We start from the raw sequence: 21,077 nt of genomic DNA on the forward strand, positions 1-21,077 counted from the left end.
CGATGTCCAGTCCGCCGCTTGCCCGCCCTCCCGAGTCGATGCGGCCCGATCGCATGGAGGTCATGACGCCGATCGGCGCCGGCGCGTTCCTCGACGTCGAACCCGGCGTGCGGCTCGAATGCCTGGTGGGCGCTCACAACGGCACCCGGGGCCTGACCACCGGCCTTGTGACGATCGCCCCTTCGACGGCCCTCTCCTACCACACGCACACGTTCGCCGAGTCGATCACGCTGCTCAAGGGGCGGGCGATCGCGGCCGTCGAGGGCCGCGAGTACGTCCTCGAACCGCTCGACAACGTCGTCATCCCACGCGGCCCGGCGCATCAAGTCAGGAACCTGTCGGACACCGAACCGGCGATCCTCCACGTCGCGCTGGCTAGCGACGCGCCGACGCGCACGATCGTCGATGATACGTTCCCGCGCATCGCGATGCCGGACGAAGCCAACGGCCTCGCCGGCGCCGAGCGGTTCAACCGGTTCCGGACGGCCGAGCGGTTCGCGGCGGGGCCGAACACGGCGTTCATCGACTTCTTCAACGAGACGCTCATGCCGGGCCTGGAGATGAGCGGCGGCTACGGCCTGTTCCTCCCCGGCGGCCGGCTCCCGGCCCACGTCCACGACTTCGACGAGTCGATCTCGATCATCGACGGCGACGCCTTGTGCATCGTCGAGGGCCGCCGGCACCCGATGCGCGACGCGACCGCCTTGCAGCCGCGCGGGCGGGTTCATTACTTCATCAATGAATCCGATGAGCCGATGGCCATGATCTGGGTCTACGCCGGGCCGTCGCCGATCCGGATCGTGGTCGACGAGAGCTGCGCGACCGTTGAAGGCAACCCCTGGCGCGAAGGAGCCACCCGATGAGCCAGACGCCGAAGCGGTTCCGGGTGGCCTTCACCGGCGACTTCTTCGCGGCCGACGGGTCGACGAAATATCCCGACGTCGGCCTGTCGATCTTCGACGGCCGCGACGACGTCGAATGGGTCAAACTCGCCGAGCATCGGACGCCGATCGGCGCTGACCAGATCGCCGACGCCGGCGCGCAAGGCGTCGTCGTCTTGACGCCCGCCGTGACGGCCGAGACCGTATCTCAGAGCCGCGATTTGCTGGCGATCGGCCGGTTCGGCGTCGGCTACGACGCGGTGGACGTGGCCGCCTGCACCGCCGCCGACGTCGCTGTCTTCATCACGGCGGGCGCGGTCGATCGGTCGGTCGCCGAGGCGACGGTCGGCTGGATGATCGGCCTCTGCCACAACGTCCGCATCAAGGACGACCTGGTCCGCACCGGGAGATGGGACGAGCGGTCGAAGTATATGGGGCGCGACCTGCGCGATCGGACCTTCGGCGCGATCGGCTTCGGGGGGATCGGCCGGGCGACCGTCGGCTTGCTGCGAGGGTTCGGCATGAAGCCGCCGCTCGTCTTCGACCCGTTCCTCGACGCCCGCGCGGCCGACGAGTTGGGTGTCCGATCCGTCGGCCTCGACGAGCTGCTGGCCGAGGCCGACTTCGTTTCCATCCATTGCCCACTCACCGACAAGACCCGCGGTCTGATCGGCGCCCGCGAGATCGGGCTGATGAAGCCCGACGCCTACCTGATCAACACGGCGCGGGGCGGCATCGTCGACGAGGACGCTCTGTACGACGCCCTGGCGGCGGGGCGGATCGCCGGCGCGGCCCTCGATTGCTTCGCGGAGGAGCCGGTCGTCCGGCCGCATCGGTTCGGCACGCTCGACAACGTGCTGCTGGCGCCGCACTGCATCGCCTGGACCGACGAGTTGTTCCGCGACATCGGCCGCGCGGCCTGTCAGGGGATGCTCGACCTCGCGCTCGGCCGGACGCCGCGCGGGGTGGTCAACCCCGAGGTCTTCGACCGCCCTGGATTCCAGGAAAAATGGGCCCGACTGCGATGTCGATAAGGTGGTGGCGCGAGGGCGAGGAGCCGAATTGATGAGTCGCAGGCTGGAAGGACAGACCGCGTGGATCAGCGGGGCCGCGTCGGGCATCGGCGAGGGCGTGGCCCGACTGTTCGCCGCCGAGGGGGCGAACGTCGCGCTTGTGGACGTTGATATCGAAAGGGCCGAGGCCGTGCGCCTGGCGATCACCGAGGCCCGCGCCCTCTTCATCCCCACCGACGTATCATCCGAGGCCGCCGTCCGCGATTCGATCGCAGCGACGGTCGCCGCGTTCGGCGGTTTGAACATCGTCGTCAACTGCGCGGGGCTCGTTCATATTGGGCCGTTGCACGAATACGACGAGGCCGATTGGGACCGGCTGATGGGCGTCAATCTTAAGAGTATATTTTTCTCCGTGAAGCATGGGATTCCGTATCTGCGTCGCAACGCCCGCAGCTACGTGGTGAACGTCGGGTCGATCAGCAGCTTTGTCGGCCAGGCGGCGACGCCCGCTTACACGGCCTCGAAGTCGGCCGTGCTGGGGCTGAGCCGGTCGATCGCGCTGGATTACGCTTCGATCGGCCTCCGGTGCAATTGTGTGTGCCCTGGGATCACCGATACGCCGATGCTCCGCCATCACCTCGGCAAGACCGGCGACCCCGAGGCCGCCCTTGCAAACCGCCTCCGTCGCGTTCCCTTGAAGGTGGCGCTGGCTCCGGACGAAGTTGCCCGGTCGGTGCTTTACCTGAGCTGTGAAGACTCGGCCGGTGTCACGGGGACGTCGCTGGTGGTCGACGGCGGCTATCTCGCCGCCGCCGAGTGGAACGCCGAATAACGATTGGTCCGGGAGGATTCGCGATGTCGCTGAAGCTGGCCTGTGCGGACTTCACGTTCCCGCTGCTCGAACACGACAAGGTGCTCGACTTGATCGCGCTGCTCGATTTCCAGGGAGTCGATATCGGCCTGTTCGAAGGTCGTTCGCACCTCTGGCCATCGAAGGTTTTCGAGGACGTGCGCGGGTCGGCCCGGGAACTCGTCGGCAAGCTCCGCGATCGTGGTCTCGAAGCGGCCGACGCCTTTCTCCAGACCGCGCCCGACTTCGTCTCGCTCGCCCCCAACCACCCCGACCCGGCCAGGCGCCGGCAGGCGCGCGACTGGTTCGCCCGGACCGTCGAGTTCGCGACCGAGTGCGGCGCGCGGCACGTCTCGGCGCTGCCGGGCGTCTACTTCGAAGAGGAGCCGGAATCGGAGTCTTGGAAACGATGCTGCGACGAGCTGGCCTGGCGATGCGAGTCCGCCCGGGCGCAGGGCGTCACGTTCGGGGTCGAGGCGCACGTCGGGTCGATCGTCCCGACTCCCGCCGCCGCCGCCGAATTGGTGCGGTCGGTTCCCGGCCTGACGCTGACGCTCGACTACACCCACTTCACCCGCGACGGCCGCCCCGATTCCGAGATCGAACCTCTCGTCGCCGTCGCCAGCCATTTTCACGCCCGCTGCGCCCGGCCCGGACGGCTTCAAACGTCGTTCAAGGACAACGCGATCGACTACGGCCGCGTGCTCGACGTCATGAAGCAAGTCGGCTACGCCGGCTTCGTCGGCGTGGAATACGTCTGGATCGACTGGGAGCACTGCAACGAAGTCGATAACCTGTCCGAAACCATCCTCTTGCGCGATTATATTCGCAATCAAGAGAAGCTGATGTAACCCCCTGCTCCGCCCAGCCGCACACTCCCGCCGAGGCCCTTGCGGGGAATTCACTCGCTTGCGCTTCGGGCTTGTACCGACCATCAGCACACTCCCGCCGAGGCTTCTCCCATGCACCGTCGTCTCGCCCTCGCCGTCGGTTTCGTTCTGGCGACCGCCGCCCCGTCCCTCGCCGCTCCGGCTTCACTCCGCGTGGAGGACCTGCGGTGTGAATACCTGATCGACCCCCTGGGCATCGACGCCCGCGCCCCTCGGCTGAGCTGGAGGTCGACGGCCGTCAAGGACGCCGCGCGCGGGCTGAGCCAGTCCGCGTATCAAATCCGCGTGGCTCGCTCGCAAGCGGCTCTCAGCGAGGGCGAGGACACGCTCTGGGACACCGGCAAGACGGCCTCGGATCAGTCGCTGCACGTCTCTTACGCCGGCAAGCCGCTCGGGTCGCACGACGCTTGCTGGTGGTCGGTCCGGATCTGGGACCGGGATGGGAACGCCTCCGATTGGAGCAAGCCCGGGCGATGGACGATGGGGTTGCTCGACCCCAAGGACTGGACCGGGAAGTGGATCGGCCACGACGGCGGCGACACGACCGAGAGCCCGACCGCGATGTTGGAGGGCGCCTCGTGGATCTGGTATCCGGCCGGCAATCCCTCCATCGGCGCGCCGATCGGCGGGCGATTCTTCCGCAAGAAGGTCAACCTGCCCGAAGGGCGTCGCATCGTCAAGGCGACGCTGACGATGACCGCCGACGACTCGTTCGGCGTCTTCGTCAACGGTAAGCTCGGCGGCCAGGGGGCGAGCTGGGCGTCGGTCAAGGCGCTTGACCTGACCCCCCTGCTCCGGCCGGGCGCCAACACGCTGGCCGTGACCGCCGTCAACGCCGAGTCGACCACGGTCACCCCGGACAAGAACCCCGCGGGCCTGATCGGCCTCCTGAAGGTCGAGTTCGAGAGCGGCGAGCCGCTGCTCGCGCCGACCGACGCGAGCTGGCGAGCCGGCGACGAGCACATCATCGGCTGGGAGCGGGAGGACTTCGACGACTCCAAATGGGCGGCCGCGCGCGAGTCGGGCAAGCTCGGATCGGCCCCATGGGGAATGGTCGGCGGCTCGGAACATCGCCGGCTGCCGGCCCGGATGCTGCGTCGCGAGTTCGACGCTTCGAAGCAGGTTCGCCGGGCGACCGCCTCGGTCTGCGGACTTGGATTCTTCGATCTTCATGTGAACGGAAGACTTGTCAGTGACCAGCTCATGAACCCCGCGCTGACTGGCTACGACCGCCGGGCCTGCTACGTCACGTTCGACCTGAGCGATCAAGTCAAACAGGGCCGGAACGCACTGGGCGTGGTGCTTGGCAACGGCCGTTACTTCGCCCCGCGCGTCAACGATCCCGTGCCGATGCACAGCTACGGCTACCCCAAGCTGCTCCTCCAGCTTCGCGTGGAGTACGCCGACGGCTCGGTCGAGAACGTCGTCAGCGACGAGAATTGGAAGCTGACCACCGACGGCCCGATCCGCTCGGACAACGAATTCGACGGCGAGGAATACGACGCCCGTCGCGAGATGCCCGGCTGGTCGAGTCCCGGCTTCGACGATTCCAAATGGCGCAAAGCCGACCTCGTCGCGGCGCCGGGCGGGACCCTCGAAGCCCAGATGATCGAGCCGATCCGGATCACCGAGGTCCTCAAGCCGGTCGCTCTCACGAACCCGAAGCCGGGCGTTTTTCTGGTCGACTTCGGCCAGGCGTTCTACGGGATGGTCTGCCTCAAGGTCGCCGGCCCGGCCGGTCGGTCGGTTCGGTTGCACACGTCGTTCAACGTGACCCCCGACGGCCTGCTGAACGCCGCCAACGATCGGAGCGCCTACAACACCGACGTCTACACGCTGAAAGGCGAAGGGGACGAGACCTGGAGCCCCCGGTTCAAGGGCAACGCCACCCGGTTCGTGCAGGTCGAGGGCTATCCGGGCACGCCGGACGCCTCGAACTTCGAAGGGCTGGTCACTCACACCGATATGGAGCCGACCGGGCGGTTCGCCTGCTCGAACCCGCTGATCAACCGGATCTACCTCAACGCCCGCTGGGGCACGCGGATGCAGAATCGGAGCGTGCCGATGGAGCCCGACCGCGACGAGCGGATGCCCTGGTCGGGCCACCCGGCCAAGACGTCCGAGAGCGAAGGCTACGCCTTCAACGTCGCGCGCTTCTATGATCACTTCCTTCACAACTACCGCGCCCACCAGGCGGAAGACGGCAGCCTCCAGGAGATCCTCCCGCCGTACTGGACGTTCAACTCCAAGGACATCGTCTGGCCCAGCGTCGTCACGGTGATCCCCGATTGGCATTACAACTTCTACGGCGATCTGAAGATCCTGGCCGACAACTACGATTGCATCAGGCGCTGGGTTCTCTTTCATGAGAAGGCGTACCAGAAGCCGGACGGCACGATCGATTATTGCAACTACGGCGACTGGGTCGACGGCTCGTGGATCAAGGGGGCCGTCGACAAGCGGGTCACCTCGCGGCCCTTGATCTCGTCGGCCTATTACTACAACAACTGCCGGATCGTCGCCCGCGCCGCGCGGCTGCTGGGGAAGGCCGACGACGCCAGGCGGTTCGACGCGATGGCCGAGAAGGCGAAGGCCGGCTTCAACGCGCGGTTCTTCAACCCGAAGTCGAATAAGTACGAGAGCGAGACGCAGGCGTCGTACGTCTTCCCGCTCGCATTTGGGCTGGTCTCCGAGGCGAACCGGGCGGCGGTCGTCGCCAACCTCGTCGACGAGATCATGGTGAAGAACCACGGTCACACGTCGGTGGGCCTGGTCGGGATGCAGTGGTTCATGCAGGTTTTGACCAACGCGGGGCGGGCCGACGTGGCCTATACCGTGGCGACCCAGACGACGCGGCCGAGCTGGGGCTACATGGTTTCCAAGGGCGCCACGACGAGCTGGGAGCGGTGGGACACCGACACCCAGGACGGCGGCATGAACGGCGAGAGCCAGAAGATCCTCTCCGGCAACCTCGAAGCCTGGCTCTATCAGACGCTCGGGGGGATCAACTACGACCCGGAGCGCCCCGGCTTCAAGCACATCATCCTCCGCCCTTGGCCGGTCGGCGACCTGACGTTCGTCCGGGCCGAGCACACGTCGCGGTACGGCCGGATCGACAGCGAATGGAAGCTCGCCGACGGGGCGTTCGCGTGGACCGTCACGGTCCCGCCGAACACGACGGCGACCGTTTATGTGCCGTCGACCGACGCGGCGGCCGTGACCGAAGGCGGCAAGCCCGCCGGCCAGGCCGAAGGGGTGAAATTCGAGCGAGCCGAGCCCGGCTTCGCGGTCTACTCCGTCGGCTCGGGGACGTACGCCTTCCGCTCGCCCGCATGGAAGCCGGCCGCCTCGCGATGACCGCGCTGGTGCATGGGGATGGCGGTACGTGTTCAAACGATGAACGACCGCGCCGCGTCGAGGAGACGCGGCGCGGTCGGCGATCAGGTCGACATTTCAGGCGAGGCCGGTGGGGGATCGACGCGGGCGTTATTTCTTGGCCGGCGCGCCCGCCTTGGCTCCACCCTTGCTCGTGGCATCCTTCATGTTTTTTTCCATGCCTTTCATCATGTCCTCGAACCCGGCGGGGCGACCGTCCGGGGTCGGGGTCGTATTTGCGGGCGGCGTCGAAGGGCTGCCGTCATCACAGCCAGCGAACGTGAGGACCAGTAACGCGGCGCCAAGCCATCCAGCAATCGGCTTCATCTCGAGGAAACTCCTAAGACTTATCAGGGGGTGAATCAGCAGGAAGTCGCGAAGTAAGAAGGGAATCGTGGGTGCCTTACTGATGTGGAAGCATTCCCACGATCCCCTGATCGCAACAAGGAACTGAGTTATCAATAGGCGTCGGAGCTGATCACTTCGCCGCCGGCGCGGGTGCCGATGCCCCAGAACGTCGGGAGGTTGATCGAATCCTTGAGAAACCGAACCGACCCGTCAGCCATGGCCATGTTGACGCCGCCCGGATGATTGCTGGACGGCGGGGCCGAGCCCAGCGGGCCGGTGAAGGTCAGCCAACCTCCCTGGTCCACCGAGTTGTTGCAGGACACGCTGTTCGGGGCGCCGACGTGGGTGTAGGCGTTCACGGCGATGTGGTAAGGGTAACCCGCGAACCAGGTGTAACCGTTGGCGTCGGAGCGGGTGGATGCGGTCGTGGGCGGAAGGGCGTTGCAGGCGGCGAGGAGCTGCTGGACGCCGGCGGCGCCGGTGCCCGCGGCGGGACCGGCCGCCGTGAAGATGGCGCGCTTGGCGTCCTTGTCGGCCTTGGTGATCGACGGGCTGCCGACGAGGCCGATCAGCCGTTCGCTGAACAGCGCGGTGTTCGATGTTCCGTCCCGGATCGACTCGATCCCGACAGGTCCAAGATTGGGGTCGGTCTTAAACCCGTTGGGGACGATCGTCCCGCTGTAGGCCCCATCCGAGGCCGCGCTGGCGAGCTGGCCGGGGCCGCCGTAATTGCCCACGTAGCTGGTCCCCCCGTTGGGGTCCGCCGGCATCTTCTTGACGCCGTCGGAGGGACACAGGAAGCCCGCGATCTTGAGCTGGCAAACCGTGTTGTTCCCCTGCTGGTACGTGTTTCCACCGGCGTTGCCGAAGATCCCCAGCGAGAAGTTGAACGAGCTGAACGCGGGCTGCTGCTCAATGAAGGGCAGAAGGCCGAGCCCCCAACCGTAGCTCCAGCCCCAGCTCTGGTCCTGAGCCGTCGGGGCCAGGCTCTGCATCGGCAGCACTTCGTTTGAGGAAATGTAGTTGTGGACGGCCAACCCGAGCTGCTTCAGGTTGTTCGTGCACTGGGCGCGGCGGGCGGCCTCGCGGGCAGACTGCACGGCGGGCAGGAGCAAGGCGATCAAAACCGCAATGATGGCGATGACCACGAGCAATTCGATGAGCGTGAATCCGCGAACTGATCTCGAACGCATGAACAAGGCTCCCGATGAGAATGCAGGATACAAGGGAAGTACGGACAGGAGAGCGCGCACCGCGACCAAGCGGGTCGCGACGCCGTCGGGGAGATCGTCCTGAACGACGAAATCCGCACGGCTCACCCCAGGGAAGAGACGACGAGCGAGCTAAGGAGGAGCAACTGGAAGCAGGAGGCCTCGACGTCAGCGTCGGGGCGGCGAGCCAGAATCGCAACTCGATGGGAAGATCGGTGCGATCACAAGGGAGGACGGCGAAACGATTCTCAGACGCCGAGGCATCGACGACTCCTTTTCACGGATGCAAAGGACCCAAGCGCAAGCGGGCCGACATCGAAACGTGCTTTAGGAAATACACCGCTTATGGGAAGAAAACAAAAAGCTGTGAGAGTGGATTGATGCAAGAACCGTGGTCCTGGCGAATCGAATGGGATCGAGGCGTTGCAGCCGGAGCGGCTTCGACTCACTCAGTGGAGAAGTCGTAAGCAGGGCGTGCCCGGAAAGCAGGCTGTCTTGAAGCTCGGTTTCAGTCCTCCCTTCCTGAAATCGTGGTTTTTACGGTGTTTACAAGGGCTTGGCGTTCCAACGCCGAAGTGCTTAGTGCAAGTTCCGTTCCAGCGGCTCAAATCTTTGGACTCTCGGATCAAAAACCGCGCGCGCCTGCCTCGTTGCAAGGCTGCCTGCAACGTCGGCGCGGTCGGGGCGGCGAGGCTTACGAGCGGGCCGTCACGGCTTCTGCGTCAGCCGCGCGGCGAGGTCGCGGTCGAATCGGGGAGGGGTGAGCCGGAGGATGCCGGACGCGGGTTGGACCTGATCGGTCTGGACGACGACGCCCTGGAAGGTGTCCCACCATTCGACCCGCCAGTCGGCTTGCGAGGTCGTCGGGACGTGGAGCGTCAGCTTCTCCTGGGGCTCGGGCGACTTACCGTCGAAGTCGGCGCGCCAGGTGCTCTGGCGGTTGTGGACCCAGAGGATCATCCGGCCGACGGCGGCGAGGCCGAGGGCGTCGACCTCGGGGTGACGGCTCGATCGGTAAGACGGGAGGGTCAGCTTGCGGATTTGCAGCCAGTCGCCGTCGGCGTTGGCGAGGGTCAGCTCGTGGCGGCCGGCGGGGACGTCGATCGGGATCGCCTCGTCGTAGTCGCTCACCCAGACCTTCCACGGCTCAAGCAGCCGCGACTTTTTCCAGGGGCCCTTGCCGGGCTCGCCGGTCGCCAACGGCCGGTCGAGCACCTCGTGGCCGTCGAGGGCGACCCGCAGTCGGCCGCCCGAGCAGACCTCGCCGAGGTGGACGAGGACCTTGCCCGCCTGGGGCATGTCGAGCGTCCAGACGACTTCGCTGAACACCTCGTTGGCGTTGCCGCGTTTGGGGCTGCCGAGAGTCACGGCGACGGGCCCTTCCTTCACCGTGCCGTCATGGAGCGCGGTGTATCGGTTCGACGCGGTCTTGCCCCAGCTTTGCGAGCCGGCGAGGGTCACGTCGCGGAAGGTCTCGGTCCGGCTGGGATCGCCCACGATTTCGATCCTCTCGATGGGGCGGAACGGGGTGTTCGCCCAGTCGATCGTGGCGGCGAAGGCCTGGACGGGCGTGAGGACGTGATAGACGTTCTTAGGATGGACGTAGCCGTCCCACCACCAGAGCATCGCCGTCCCCGCGCTCCCGGAGGCGAGCGCGGCCCACGCGCCGTTGTGCATGTTCAGTCCGTTCCCTTTCGGGTCCCACTTCTCGTCGCCGGCCTGCCAGTCGATGCCGAACTCGGCCAGCAGGTAGGGCTTGCCGAACGCGAGGTTGGCGTGCGTCTCGCGCTGGATCTGCGCGGTGAAGTCGGCGGTGGCGCCGGCCGTGCCGTACATGTGGGTCATCGAGAGGTCGATGTTGCGATCCTTCCAGATCGCCGGCGAGCCGTAGCTGGTGCTCACGAGGTGGCGGTTGGGATCGTGCTGCTTGAGGTACGCGGCCATCTCGGCCGTCCAGGCTTCGACGGCCGGCGTCGGCTGGACCTCGTTCCAGAACTCCCAGGCGAAGACCTGCGGCGAACACCCCCAGCGGGCGATGATGTACCGCAAGCGCTGCTTGTACAGCTTCCGCGCCTCCGCGTTCGTCCAGAAGTCGTCGGGCGAGGCGCACGGGCCGCCGTTCTTGGCGTTGTAGGGGTTGCTGACCCAGCTCCCTTCGTTGAAGAAGCCGCCGTCCTTGAACTCGCCGTAGGTGCCGATGCAGAACATCAGCCGGACGCCGTTCCGCTCGGCCAGGTGGACGACCTCGTCAAGCCGCCAGGCGTTGTCGAGCGCGTAGCGGCCGAGGCCCTGATAACTGCCGGTCCCGCCCTTGGGCGTCGGCGCGGGCATCCATTCGAGACCCTTCTCGTTGAACGCGAGCCAGAGCCGCGCCCAGTTGCCGCCGGCCTTGCCGAGCCCCGCGAACCAGGCGGCGTAGTCGGCCATCGGGGCTTTGCCGCCTCCCCAGCAGACGTTCTCGCCGATCGCGAAATACGACGCGCCGTCGTCGAACGCGAAGTAGCGCGGCGACTTCGCCGCGACCCGGACGAAGCCTGGTGTCTTCGAGGCGTCGACGATGAAGGCCAGCGGCTTGGCACGCACCTCGCCGGAACGGTCCTTGACCTTGATCGTGATCTGGTGCGGGCCGGCGACGGTCGGCGTGTACCGGACGCGGAAGCCCGACGCGCCGGCGACCTTCAGCGACTCGCCCCCTCGACCCGCTTCGAGCTGGAACGGAGTCTGGAAGTAGCCGGGGACGTTCACGATCTTCCCGGCCGGCGTGGCGACCTCGCCGTCGACGGCGATCTGGTCGGGGTCGAACGGGTTGTCGTACCGGGCCTCGATCTCGGCGTCGACCGTGATCGACGCGAAGGCTTCGAGCCTGTCCCGGTCGATCCGCGCGTTCTTCAACGCCAGCGGCCGATCGTCGACGAGCGAGACGCCGGCCAGCGCGCCTTGCTTCACCTCGTCGTCGAGTCGGCCGGCGGCTTCGGCCCGCAGCGACAGGGCGAATCGGATCGGCTTGCGGGCCAAGTGCTCGCCGCCGCCGGCCGTCGCCAGCAGGCCGAACGCGGGGGTGTTCCACTTGCGATCGTCTTGAAGCTGAAGCCCCATGTCGCGAGGGACGACGCGCAGGCCGCCGACGCCCGGAAGGCCGAAGCCCAGCCACTCGGGATCGCCGCTCCAGAGGATGTGATTCTTATCGTTCAGCTCGGCCGGCAAGATCCCGCGCGAGGTGGTCGGGCCGCCGACGAGATACGACGTCTTGCCGGCGTGCGACGCGGTCGCCAGCGAGCCTTGGAGCAAGACCGTTTCCAGCTCGACGTCCTGGTCGGGGATCACCTCGTACTGCACGTCGACGAGGTCGCCGTCACGGGTGACGCGCTCGATCAACTGGGCGGTCAGGTTTTCGCCCCGCAGCGGCATCGTGTAGGTCGTCGTCCGGCCAGCCTTGTGGACGCGGACCGTCGCGGGGTCGACGGCCCGCTGATCGGCGAGGTTGCCGGTCCAGCCGGGTTTGACCAGGGTCACGGCCACGTCGCTGAGATAGATCGCATCGCCTACGCGGACCTCCGCGAGCGTCCCCCGGGCGTCGATTTGTAGGGCGAGCTGGGCCGGGGCGGACGTCGACCCGAGGGCCGCAAATAGGGCCAGGGCGAATGCGATTCTCATGTGATCAGCCTTTCAGTTCACGATGCGGGCGGGCCTCCGCTTGGCGCGGCCGGCTGCTGCTGGGAGAGGCAGTGGAGCGTGCCGAGGCCGAGGACGAGGTCGACGCAGTGGACGCCGACGACCTCGCGGTCGGGGAAGAGTTCGGCCAGGATGTTGAGGGCGAGGCGGTCGGCCGGATCGTTGAAGGTGGGGACGATCACGACCCCGTTGGCGATGTAGAAATTTGCATAGCTGGCGGGGAGCCGCTCGCCTTCGAAGATCACCGGCGCGGGCATCGGCAGCGCGACGACGCGGAGCGGCTGGCCGTCCTGGTCGCGCGCTTCCTTGAGCCGGCGGAGGTTGTCTTCGAGCGGTTCGTGGTTGGGGTCGGCGGCGTCGGGCTCGACGACCGTGACGACGGTCTTCGCGTCGACGAACCGCGCCAGGTCGTCGACGTGCCCGTGGGTGTCGTCGCCGTTGATCCCGCGCCCCAGCCAGATCACGTTGGTCACGCCGAGATTGTCGGCGAACACGCGCTCGATCCCCTCGCGGCCGAGGCCCGGGTTGCGGGCCTGAACGTCGCTCAGGAGGCATTCCTCGGTCGTCAGCAGGGTTCCCTTGCCGTTGACGTCGATCGCGCCCCCTTCGAGCACGACCCGCCGCGGCACGGTGTTGATCTCGGCGCGGGGGGCCCAGCAAGTCAAGCCGAGCTTCTTGGCGATCCGTCGGGGGAGATGCTTGTCTTTCAGGTAATTGTCGTACTTCGCCCAGGCGTTGAACTTCCAGTCGACCAGCGCGACCGGTCCGATCGACTCGCCGTCGGTTTCGGCTTCCTTCACGTCGCCGTCGCGGACGACGAACGTCGGGCCCGAATCGCGGAGCCAGACGCGGTCGGTGTCGGCCCGCAGGAACTGCACGCGGGTGAGGTTCGCACCGGCCTGGTCGAGGATGCTCGCCGCCCGCCGCCTCGTGTCGCGGTCGCCGACGACGATCGCGACGTTCTCATGCGCGCTCAGGATGCGGACGATCTCGGCGTAGACCCACGGGATCGGCGCGAACTTGCCGGGCCAGTCCTCGCGATGATGAGGCCAGGCGATCCAGGTCGCGTCGTGGGGTTCCCACTCGGCGGGCATGCGGAAACCAAGCTGTGCGGGCGTCATGGGGGGCGTCCGTTTCGAGTGTTGGGGGCGTCCAGGAACTCAGCCCAATCGTCGATCGCGAAGAATGTCCACCACGGAGGACTCGGAGGAAATACAGGAGGAAGAAAGGTCGGCTTGTCTCTCGACCGCGATGTCGTTCAAACGATCATGATCGATGGAATCGTCTTCCTCCGTGTTCTCCTGAGTCCTCCGTGGTGAGTTTCCTTGATCCGACGTTTCGTCGTTCGATGTCTCAGCCGCCGTCGAGGAACCGCTGGGTGATCGGCGCGTAGGCGTCGATCCGACGGTCGCGGAGGAACGGCCAGTTCCGCCGCGTTTCCTCCTGGAGCCGGGGGTCGCACGTCGCGGTGATGATTTCCTCGCGGTCGCGGCTCCCCTTGGCGAGGATACGGCCGAACGGGTCGGCGAGGAACGAGCCCCCCCAGAATTCGATGCCGCCGTCGGCCGGCCCTTCATGGCCGATCCGGTTGACCGCGGCGACGAACACGCCGTTGGCGATCGCGTGGGCGCGCTGCATGGTCTCCCAGGCGCTCGCCTGAGCCTCGCCGAACTCGGCCTTCTCGCTGGGGTGCCAGCCGATGGCCGTGGGGTAGAAGAGGACCTCCGACCCTTGCAAGGCCGTCAGCCGGGCGGCTTCGGGATACCACTGGTCCCAGCAGACGAGCGTGCCGACGCGGGCGTGGGCGGTCTCGAAGCTCTTGAAGCCGAGGTCGCCGGGCGTGAAGTAGTACTTCTCGTAATAAAGCGGGTCGTCGGGGATGTGCATCTTGCGATACTTGCCGACGAGCGAGCCGTCGGGGTTCAGCACGACGGCCGTGTTGTGGTAGACGCCGGCCGTCCGCCGCTCGAAGATCGAGCCGACGATCACCATCTTCGTCTCGCGGGCGACCTCCGCCAGCGCCTCGGTCGTCGGCCCGGGGATCGGCTCGGCCAGGTCGAACGTGGCGGCGTCCTCGGTCTGACAGAAATACTGCGTCAGGAACAGCTCCGGCAGACACGCCACCTGCGCGCCGCCTTTCGCCGCGTCGCGAAGCATCGCGGTCGCCCGGCGCAGGTTGTCGCCGGCGTCGGTCGAACACCGCATCTGGATCAAAGCAACGCGGAACGGCGGGCGGTTCGCCCTCATTGTGTCGAGCCTCGTTTCGAGTCGGTGGTCAGTCAGGTCTTCTCATGTTAGCAGGTCGTCAAGCCCCCCATACAAGCCCGAAGCCCCAGCGAGTGAATCGACTTCGAATGGCCGACCGGAAATTCACTCGCTGGCGCTTCGGGCTCGTATCCGGGCATGCCCTGGCGGGACTATTTTCATGGAAACCGCCATGACGCCTTCGGGACGCCCGGCCTCACGAAAATGGGGGCTTTTCGCCTGGCGTCACGACCAGGTCCGGTAGGGGCGCCCCTTGTGGGCACCCGGTTCGTTGTCACGCCGACCGCTCACGCTCGGCGATCGGGCACCCACAAGGGGCGCCCCTACGGCAAAACACGGACCGGAATTTTCATGCCAACCCGACGCGCCAGCGAGTGAATTCCCGCACGATCATGCTCGCGGCGGGGGGGGCGAGCCAGTCTGCCATTTAGTCAAACTCGCGCCATCCCGCGGAGCTGCTATCGGATGCGACGCCATCGAGCATGCCCCATTGATGCCTGATCAAGAACGAATAACCGTCGCTGGACGAGAAGTAAAAGTGTTCTCCTCGCAGCAGCCAGGGCAGTTGGTCTCTGGTGGTGACTTTAGACACCGTCTCCGGGTATCGGCCGGTCGCTTGCCTGTGTCGCTTAAGTGCGGGCCGGAGTCGGTCGCAGAAGCTCTTGGCCTGCCCCATGTCGTAACCATTGACGAGCGAGCCGATCGGCAGTGAGACGAGGCTGCTCCCCGCGACGAGCCCGAGGATGACGGCTCGCCTCGCGAACCGCCGAAGGGCCGGTGCTTCTACCGCCAGCCGGGCGACGAGATAGGTGAGAAAGCCGATCCCAACCGAGATCACCGCGAGCCCCAAGGCGAAGATCATGGCGATGATCTGGCCGAACGAACCACGCCCCACGACCAACAGCACGATATTGATCACACATGAGGCCGCGAGCGCGATTGCCAACCGTCTGGACATGGTCCGTCGCCTCTTGAGACTGAATTCAACGGTTAAAACCGTGAACTCTGATTCTACCAGGCCGATGCGCGAGGCGGCGCCGGCGGCCGTTCCAGGCGAGACGCAGGGTTTGGAGAGGAATTCACTCGCTGGCGCTTCGGGCTTCCTTCGGAGCCTTCGGGACGACTTCCCACGGTGGACACAGAGAACACGGAGGGGGATCGACCGGAAAGACCGATCAAAGCGACGAATCGGTAGTAAATTAAACTGGAGGATTCTCGTAGTCCGTCCGCGTCTTTGACAATTCGTCCGACCGTGTGATGAGCGGCGGCCCCTCGCGAAGATCGATCCGCCGTCATCAAAGACCGCGCGAAGGAACCTAATCGGCCGGGCTCGCCGCGTGAGGCCGAGTGCAGCGAAAAGCGCGCGAAGGAACGGTCATGAGCCTTTGGCTCAACCCGTCCCATGAAAATGGGGTCGGGTTGGGTTATGCTGCGGATGTCCGGCCCTGGGCGAGAGGCCGTCATTGGCTTTGGTGTCGCGAACCCGCGAAGGAACTTGGTCCCGGCCTCGGCTCGACTTCATGTCGAACCCCGTCCTGTCGCCCCCCGGAAGCGGGGGAGCACGTAGAAGAAACTGCTTTACGCCCCGAGGTCGTCCCACCGGCTCGGACTGCTTCGTTTCCGACCACTCGAGTTGGAGGGGACGTCATGGACATCGTTCACGATCGCTGCGCCGGGCTCGACGTCCACAAGAAGACCGTCGTCGCCTGCGTCCGCCACATCAACCCCGACGGCTCGGTCGCCTCGGTGGTCCACACCTTCGGCACGATGACCGCCGACCTGCTGGCCCTGGCCGACTGGCTCGACGCCCACGGCGTCCGCGAGGTCGCCATGGAGAGCACGGGCGTCTACTGGAAGCCGATCTTCCACATCCTGGAAGGGCGATTCGACGTGATGCTGGTCAACGCCGGGCGGCTCAAGCAGGTCCCCGGCCGCAAGACCGACGTCAAGGACGCCGAGTGGATCGCCCAGTTGCTCCAGCACGGCCTGCTGTCGCCCAGCTTCATCCCCAAGCCGGAGATCCGCGAGCTTCGCGACCTGACCCGGCAGCGCACCGAGTTGGTCCGCGACCGCGCCGCGGTGGCCAATCGCCTCCAGAAGACGCTGGAGGACGCCAACGTCAAGCTGGGGTCGGTGGCCAGCGACGTCCTGGGGGCCTCGGGGCGCGCCATGATCCGGGCGATCATCGACGGCCAGGACGACCCGGAGAAGCTGGCCGATCTGGCCAAGCAGCGGCTCCGGGGCAAGATCCCCGAGCTGAGGCGGGCGCTGTTGGGCCGGGTCACCGACCACCACCGCTTCGTGCTCCGGCTGCTGACGGATCAGATCGACGCGTTGGAACGCCTGATCGAGCGGCTGGACGAGCGGATCGACGAGGCCATGAGGCCGTTCGACGAGGCGGCGGGCCGGCTCCAGGGGATCCCCGGAGTGGGGGATCGGGCGGCGGAGGTGATCGTGGGGGAGATCGGGCCGGACGTGGAGTCGTTCCCGACCGCGGGCCACCTCTGCTCCTGGGCGGGGCTGTGCCCGGGCAACGACCAAAGCGCCGGCAAACGCCGCAGCGGCAAGACGACCAAGGGGAGTCCGTGGCTGCGTTCGCTCCTGGTGCAGTCGGCGTGGTCGGCCAGCCACGCCAAGAACACCGCCTTCAGCATCTGCTACCGTCGATGGGTCCCACGACTCGGGAAAAAGAAGGCTCTGATCGCCGTGGCGCACAAGATCCTGGTGGTGATCTGGCACCTGCTCAAGAACGGGGCCGACTACCGCGAACGCCAACTACCAGCCCCCGCAGCCTGACACATGGCCCGGAAGATTTTCAGAAGAAGCCAATCGGCCGGGGCGGGTCGCGGCGAGTTGAATTGGGGGGCGACTGCCGGTAGGCTTGCAAGCCAGAGACGGTCCGGCGCGGACCGGCCGCCGATCGACGACGCCTTGGCAAGGATTTTGACTCATGGGAGCTGAAGAACGTCTGGCCGCCCTCAACCTCGAACTTCCCCCCGCCCCCAAGCCGGTGGCCACGTACGTCACGGCGCTGCGCGTCGGCGACCTGCTGTACGTCTCGGGCCACGGGCCGTTGAAGTCGGACGGCAGCCTGATCAAGGGGAAGGTCGGCGCCGACGCCGATATCGAACTGGGGATCGCCGCGGCGCGGCAGACCGGGCTGGCGATCCTGGCGACCCTCAAGGCCCACCTCGGCTCGCTCGACAAGGTCGTCCGGGTGGTCAAGAGCCTCGGCATGGTCAACTGCACGCCCGAGTTCGGCGACCAGCCCAAGGTGATCAACGGCTATTCCGACCTGATGCGGGACGTCTTCGGCGACGACGCCGGCATCGGCACCCGAAGCGCCGTGGGCATGGGGTCGCTGCCCGGCGGGATCGCCGTCGAGATCGAGGCCACGTTCCAGGTCAAAGACTGAAATCAGGAGGTCTTTCGCATGCCGCCGGGAGCCCGACTCGACGACCAGAGATGCCTGATCATCGGCGGGACCAGCGGCATCGGGCTCGCCACGGCCCGGCGGTTCCTTGAAGAAGGGGCGCGCGTGGTGGTCTGCGGACGCTCGGCCCAGGGCTGTGAGGCCGCGATCCCGCCCCTCGAACTGTTCGGCCCCCAAAACGTCCACGCGATCACCGCCGACGCCGCCGATCCCGACGCCGTCGACTACCTGTTCCAGAGGACGATCGACCTGCTCGAAGGTCGCATCGACGTCGTCTTCCACGTCGCCGGGATCAGCGGGCGACGGTTCGGCGACGGCCCGCTCCACGAATGCAGCGTCGAGGGCTGGGACGCCGTCCTCGGCGCCAACGCCAGATCGACGTTCCTCACCAACCGCGCCGCCGTTCGGCAAATGCTCGCCCAGGAGCCCGACGCGCACGGCCTGCGGGGGACGGTTCTGAACATGGGCTCCGTGCTCGGTTGGTCGCCGTCTCCGGACTTGTTTGGTACTTATGCGTACGCCGCGAGCAAGGGGGCGATCGAGGCGATGACGACGGCGGCGGCGGCCCGGTACGCCCGAGACAAGATCCGGTTCAACCTGATCGCCCCAGGCCTGATCGACACCCCGATGGCCGCCCGGGCGTGCGGCGACCCGGCGATCCTGGCCTATCTGGCCGCCAAGCAGCCGATGGCCGGCGGCCCGGGATCGGCCGAGGACTGCGCCGAGGCCGCCCTTTACCTGTGCGAGCCGGCTTCGCGATTCTTGACCGGGGTCGTCCTGAACGTCGACGGCGGCTGGTGCGTCTCCGAGGGGAAGAGTCCATGACCGAAGACGTTTGCTCTCAGTATCTTAAGGCGGCCCGCGCGGCCCTCGACGCAATCGAGGCCACGCAGCTTGCGGCGGTCCGCGAGGCGGCGAAGCGGTTCGCGACGACGATCCTCGCCGGCCGTCTGGTCCACGTGTTCGGCACCGGGCACTCCCGGATGGCCGTCGAGGAGATGTTCCCGAGGTACGGCTCGTTCCCCGGCTTCCACCCGATCGTCGAGCTGTCGATGAGCTTCCACAACCCGGTCGTCGGCGCCAACGGCCAGCGCCAGGCGATGTTCCTGGAGAACGTGCAGGGGTTCGGTCCGGTCCTCTGGCGGAACTTCGCCACGAGCCCCGACGACGCCCTGCTGGCGATCAGCAGCAGCGGCTGCAACGCGGTGACGATCGACGTGGCGGCCGAGGCCAAGCGGCTGGGCATGTACGTGGTGGCCTTGACCTCGAAGGCCAACGCCGACGTATCGACCTCGAAGCACGAGTCGGGGGTGAAGCTCTACGAGCTGGCCGACCTCGTCGTCGACCAGCAGGCCCCGCCCGGCGATTCGGTCGTCTGGATCGACGGCCTGAAAACGCCGGTGGCGCCGCTGTCGAGCGTCACCGGCTGCACCCTGATCAACCTCATGAAAGCCGAGACCGCCCGCCTCCTGACCGAAGCCGGCCAGCCCCCAAAAGTGCTGACCTCCGCCTGCCACCTCGGCCCCGAACCCGCCCGCCGACTCTTCGAGGAAACCTACGACGACTACCGCCGGCGGATCGGAGTCCTTTATAAATAAGCAAAAACGAATGCAATCACGGCTTGGCCGGCTCGAAGACCTTCACGTCCGGGTGCATCGTGTAGAGCCGGTCGCCCTGGGGCGTGGGGACGAGCACGGCGCTCGAGCAGTTGCCGTCGATGATCGGGTTCTTGGCGTACTTCTCCCAGTGGATCAGATCCTTCGAGCGGGCGACGTTGGTCGTCCAGTTGCGGACTTTCGGGTCGGCCAGCGCATGATAGAAAATGTAGTAGTGCCCCCCCCGGCGCACGACCTGGTTGGCGGCCACCATGGCGCGGTCGAAGGGTTCGGGGCCCAGCTCGATGATCGGTTCGTCCTTGACGTTTGTCCAGGTTTTGAGGTCGCGGCTGGTCGCCAGCCAGATGCCGGCGTCGCGGCGCTCGTAGAACAGGTGCCAGACGCCGTTCTCGAACCAGGCGGTCGGGGTGCCGTAGGGGCCCGGGGGGATCGGCGAGCCGTCGACCTTGCGGACGTCGAGCGAGCCGAAGTCGGTCCAGTGGACGCCGTCGGGCGAGCTGAGGCGATGGGCGATGTCCCCCTTGCCCTCGGCGAACATCTGGTACGTCCCGTTCTGCCGGACCACGCAGACGTCCTCGACCCACGACCCCTTGAAGACCGGGTTGGCGGCGTCGCGGGTCCAGTGGACGCCGTCGCGCGACGTGGCGCGGCCCAGCGACATCGTCTCCGGCTTGTCGCCGTTGTATCCGGTGTACCAGAGGTTGTACGTCCCCGAGTCGTCGATCAGGATGAACCCGCGCTCCCGGATCTTGCGGTCCCAGGTGTCGGCTCCGGTCCCCTGAAACACCGGGTTGCCGGCGATCGGCTTCCAGGCCGTGAAGCTCCAGGGCTCCTCGTCCCCCCAGGCCCCGGTCGACCCGAGAATCCCGGCCGCGAACAGAAAAACGGCGTTGCGAATCAGACTGCGGACGGCTGTCATCATGCTCAAGGCTCCAAATCGCCCCAGTTAATCTTGCGTCGTCGAGGCTCGGTCGGTAGTCTATTTCATATCCCGAAACCAATCGGGGCGGTAGCTCAATTGGGAGAGCGCAGCGTTCGCAATGCTGAGGTTGAGGGTTCGATCCCCTTCCGCTCCACTAGTCGTAAACTCCGACGAATCCTCGACTTAGGATGCCCGCCGATGCACGGCGGAGCGGCCGATAGGCTCCAGGTGATCCGGCAATCTACCGGATTTGGAGGCTTGGCCCGTGTCCACCCCCACGCTTCGGACCCCCTCTTACCGGCATCTCAAGCTCTCCGGCTGAGGAGAGTCCGGGCGAGTACCACGGGCTCTTGGCCGAGTGGCCTTCCAGCGTCCGTCGATTCCCGGCTTCCGGGACCGAGTTCGGATCTCGCCGGCCGACGCCGTCGGTCCCGTCGTGCAATCTCCATTGCGCCCCATGCAAAAAGCAATGCAATAGACAACCCTTCGAGTCCGGCGTTGATGGTGTCGGTTCGCAAGTCGTTTCAGGTTAACAGTCTACGCGATTGGAGTGGGGCTGGCACGGGCTCTGCTTACTGATCCATGACGGACGACCCGGGCA

At 66.5% G+C, this 21,077-nt stretch carries 16 protein-coding genes and 1 tRNA gene; 10 read left to right on the plus strand and 7 right to left on the minus strand.

The features are described 5' to 3' along the window. The first annotated feature begins 2 nt into the window (after positions 1 to 2). From BSF38_RS01730 to BSF38_RS01750, 5 genes are all read left to right on the plus strand, one after another. Positions 3 to 863 carry a cupin domain-containing protein gene (locus BSF38_RS01730; protein WP_083712624.1) on the plus strand — a complete coding sequence of 287 codons (861 nt, stop codon included), beginning with the start codon at positions 3 to 5 and terminating at the stop codon, positions 861 to 863. Next, complete coding sequence (locus tag BSF38_RS01735; RefSeq protein ID WP_076343178.1) at positions 860 to 1,915, plus strand: NAD(P)-dependent oxidoreductase; 1,056 nt, start codon at positions 860 to 862, stop codon at positions 1,913 to 1,915. The genes BSF38_RS01730 and BSF38_RS01735 overlap by 4 nt, the downstream gene beginning before the upstream one ends. 31 nt (positions 1,916 to 1,946) lie before the next feature. Further along, positions 1,947 to 2,726 carry an SDR family NAD(P)-dependent oxidoreductase gene (locus BSF38_RS01740; protein ID WP_076343179.1) on the plus strand — a complete coding sequence of 260 codons (780 nt, stop codon included), beginning with the start codon at positions 1,947 to 1,949 and terminating at the stop codon, positions 2,724 to 2,726. Between the two features lie 23 nt (positions 2,727 to 2,749). Further along, positions 2,750 to 3,595: a sugar phosphate isomerase/epimerase family protein gene (locus BSF38_RS01745; RefSeq protein WP_076343180.1), complete on the plus strand. Its 846-nt coding sequence runs from the start codon at positions 2,750 to 2,752 to the stop codon at positions 3,593 to 3,595. Between the two features lie 111 nt (positions 3,596 to 3,706). After that, on the plus strand, positions 3,707 to 6,991 hold the full coding sequence (locus BSF38_RS01750; protein ID WP_076343181.1) for a family 78 glycoside hydrolase catalytic domain: 3,285 nt from the start codon (positions 3,707 to 3,709) through the stop codon (positions 6,989 to 6,991). A 129-nt stretch (positions 6,992 to 7,120) separates the two neighbouring features. On the opposite strand, the gene BSF38_RS30520 is transcribed toward BSF38_RS01750, so the two are convergent. From BSF38_RS30520 to BSF38_RS01780, 6 genes are all read right to left on the minus strand, one after another. Beyond that, the gene (locus tag BSF38_RS30520) at positions 7,121 to 7,336 is read right to left on the minus strand and encodes a hypothetical protein (RefSeq protein WP_145951929.1); all 216 of its coding nucleotides are present in this window, start codon (positions 7,334 to 7,336) and stop codon (positions 7,121 to 7,123) included. Positions 7,337 to 7,467: 131 nt separating this feature from the next. Beyond that, on the minus strand, positions 7,468 to 8,550 hold the full coding sequence (locus tag BSF38_RS01760) for a DUF1559 domain-containing protein (RefSeq protein ID WP_076343183.1): 1,083 nt from the start codon (positions 8,548 to 8,550) through the stop codon (positions 7,468 to 7,470). A 726-nt stretch (positions 8,551 to 9,276) separates the two neighbouring features. After that, positions 9,277 to 12,222, minus strand: a complete 2,946-nt coding sequence (locus BSF38_RS01765; protein WP_076343184.1) for a hypothetical protein — start codon at positions 12,220 to 12,222, stop codon at positions 9,277 to 9,279. Positions 12,223 to 12,239: 17 nt separating this feature from the next. Then, positions 12,240 to 13,361 (minus strand): agmatine deiminase family protein, encoded by a 1,122-nt coding sequence (locus BSF38_RS01770; RefSeq protein ID WP_076343185.1) that lies wholly within the window; start codon positions 13,359 to 13,361, stop codon positions 12,240 to 12,242. Positions 13,362 to 13,593: 232 nt separating this feature from the next. Then, entirely contained in the window at positions 13,594 to 14,487 is an 894-nt protein-coding gene (locus BSF38_RS01775) for a carbon-nitrogen hydrolase (protein ID WP_076343186.1), read from the minus strand. A 445-nt stretch (positions 14,488 to 14,932) separates the two neighbouring features. Beyond that, positions 14,933 to 15,451, minus strand: coding sequence for a hypothetical protein (locus BSF38_RS01780; RefSeq protein ID WP_145951930.1), 519 nt, complete (start codon positions 15,449 to 15,451; stop codon positions 14,933 to 14,935). A 701-nt stretch (positions 15,452 to 16,152) separates the two neighbouring features. Between BSF38_RS01780 and BSF38_RS01785 the strand changes: the two genes are divergently transcribed. The 4 genes from BSF38_RS01785 to BSF38_RS01800 all read left to right on the plus strand — a co-directional run bounded on the left by BSF38_RS01785 (position 16,153) and on the right by BSF38_RS01800 (position 19,536). Then, entirely contained in the window at positions 16,153 to 17,301 is a 1,149-nt protein-coding gene (locus tag BSF38_RS01785; protein WP_076343043.1) for an IS110 family RNA-guided transposase, read from the plus strand. A 154-nt stretch (positions 17,302 to 17,455) separates the two neighbouring features. Next, positions 17,456 to 17,920: a RidA family protein gene (locus BSF38_RS01790; protein WP_076343188.1), complete on the plus strand. Its 465-nt coding sequence runs from the start codon at positions 17,456 to 17,458 to the stop codon at positions 17,918 to 17,920. A gap of 18 nt (positions 17,921 to 17,938) precedes the next feature. Further along, positions 17,939 to 18,763, plus strand: a complete 825-nt coding sequence (locus BSF38_RS01795; RefSeq protein ID WP_076343189.1) for an SDR family NAD(P)-dependent oxidoreductase — start codon at positions 17,939 to 17,941, stop codon at positions 18,761 to 18,763. Further along, a complete protein-coding gene (locus BSF38_RS01800; protein WP_076343190.1) occupies positions 18,760 to 19,536 on the plus strand; it encodes a sugar isomerase domain-containing protein in 777 nt (258 codons plus the stop codon). The genes BSF38_RS01795 and BSF38_RS01800 overlap by 4 nt, the downstream gene beginning before the upstream one ends. A 16-nt stretch (positions 19,537 to 19,552) precedes the next feature. On the opposite strand, the gene BSF38_RS01805 is transcribed toward BSF38_RS01800, so the two are convergent. After that, positions 19,553 to 20,476 carry a glycoside hydrolase family protein gene (locus BSF38_RS01805; RefSeq protein WP_076343191.1) on the minus strand — a complete coding sequence of 308 codons (924 nt, stop codon included), beginning with the start codon at positions 20,474 to 20,476 and terminating at the stop codon, positions 19,553 to 19,555. Between the two features lie 81 nt (positions 20,477 to 20,557). On the opposite strand from BSF38_RS01805, the gene BSF38_RS01810 reads away from it, so the two are divergent. Then, positions 20,558 to 20,630: transfer RNA gene (locus BSF38_RS01810), tRNA-Ala, on the plus strand. The last annotated feature ends 447 nt before the right edge of the window (positions 20,631 to 21,077 follow it).

This window comes from Paludisphaera borealis (assembly GCF_001956985.1).
GTDB lineage: Bacteria > Planctomycetota > Planctomycetia > Isosphaerales > Isosphaeraceae > Paludisphaera > Paludisphaera borealis.

Excerpts from the sequence above, each read along its gene's own strand:
- BSF38_RS01730 (WP_083712624.1), top strand. The coding sequence starts at position 3 with ATGTCCAGTCCGCCGCTTGCCCGCCCTCCCGAGTCGATGCGGCCCGAT.
- BSF38_RS01735 (WP_076343178.1), top strand. The coding sequence starts at position 860 with ATGAGCCAGACGCCGAAGCGGTTCCGGGTGGCCTTCACCGGCGACTTC.
- BSF38_RS01740 (WP_076343179.1), top strand. The coding sequence starts at position 1,947 with ATGAGTCGCAGGCTGGAAGGACAGACCGCGTGGATCAGCGGGGCCGCG.
- BSF38_RS01745 (WP_076343180.1), top strand. The coding sequence starts at position 2,750 with ATGTCGCTGAAGCTGGCCTGTGCGGACTTCACGTTCCCGCTGCTCGAA.
- BSF38_RS01750 (WP_076343181.1), top strand. The coding sequence starts at position 3,707 with ATGCACCGTCGTCTCGCCCTCGCCGTCGGTTTCGTTCTGGCGACCGCC.
- BSF38_RS30520 (WP_145951929.1), bottom strand. The coding sequence starts at position 7,336 with ATGAAGCCGATTGCTGGATGGCTTGGCGCCGCGTTACTGGTCCTCACG.
- BSF38_RS01760 (WP_076343183.1), bottom strand. The coding sequence starts at position 8,550 with ATGCGTTCGAGATCAGTTCGCGGATTCACGCTCATCGAATTGCTCGTG.
- BSF38_RS01765 (WP_076343184.1), bottom strand. The coding sequence starts at position 12,222 with ATGAGAATCGCATTCGCCCTGGCCCTATTTGCGGCCCTCGGGTCGACG.
- BSF38_RS01770 (WP_076343185.1), bottom strand. The coding sequence starts at position 13,361 with ATGACGCCCGCACAGCTTGGTTTCCGCATGCCCGCCGAGTGGGAACCC.
- BSF38_RS01775 (WP_076343186.1), bottom strand. The coding sequence starts at position 14,487 with ATGAGGGCGAACCGCCCGCCGTTCCGCGTTGCTTTGATCCAGATGCGG.
- BSF38_RS01785 (WP_076343043.1), top strand. The coding sequence starts at position 16,153 with ATGGACATCGTTCACGATCGCTGCGCCGGGCTCGACGTCCACAAGAAG.
- BSF38_RS01790 (WP_076343188.1), top strand. The coding sequence starts at position 17,456 with ATGGGAGCTGAAGAACGTCTGGCCGCCCTCAACCTCGAACTTCCCCCC.
- BSF38_RS01795 (WP_076343189.1), top strand. The coding sequence starts at position 17,939 with ATGCCGCCGGGAGCCCGACTCGACGACCAGAGATGCCTGATCATCGGC.
- BSF38_RS01800 (WP_076343190.1), top strand. The coding sequence starts at position 18,760 with ATGACCGAAGACGTTTGCTCTCAGTATCTTAAGGCGGCCCGCGCGGCC.
- BSF38_RS01805 (WP_076343191.1), bottom strand. The coding sequence starts at position 20,476 with ATGATGACAGCCGTCCGCAGTCTGATTCGCAACGCCGTTTTTCTGTTC.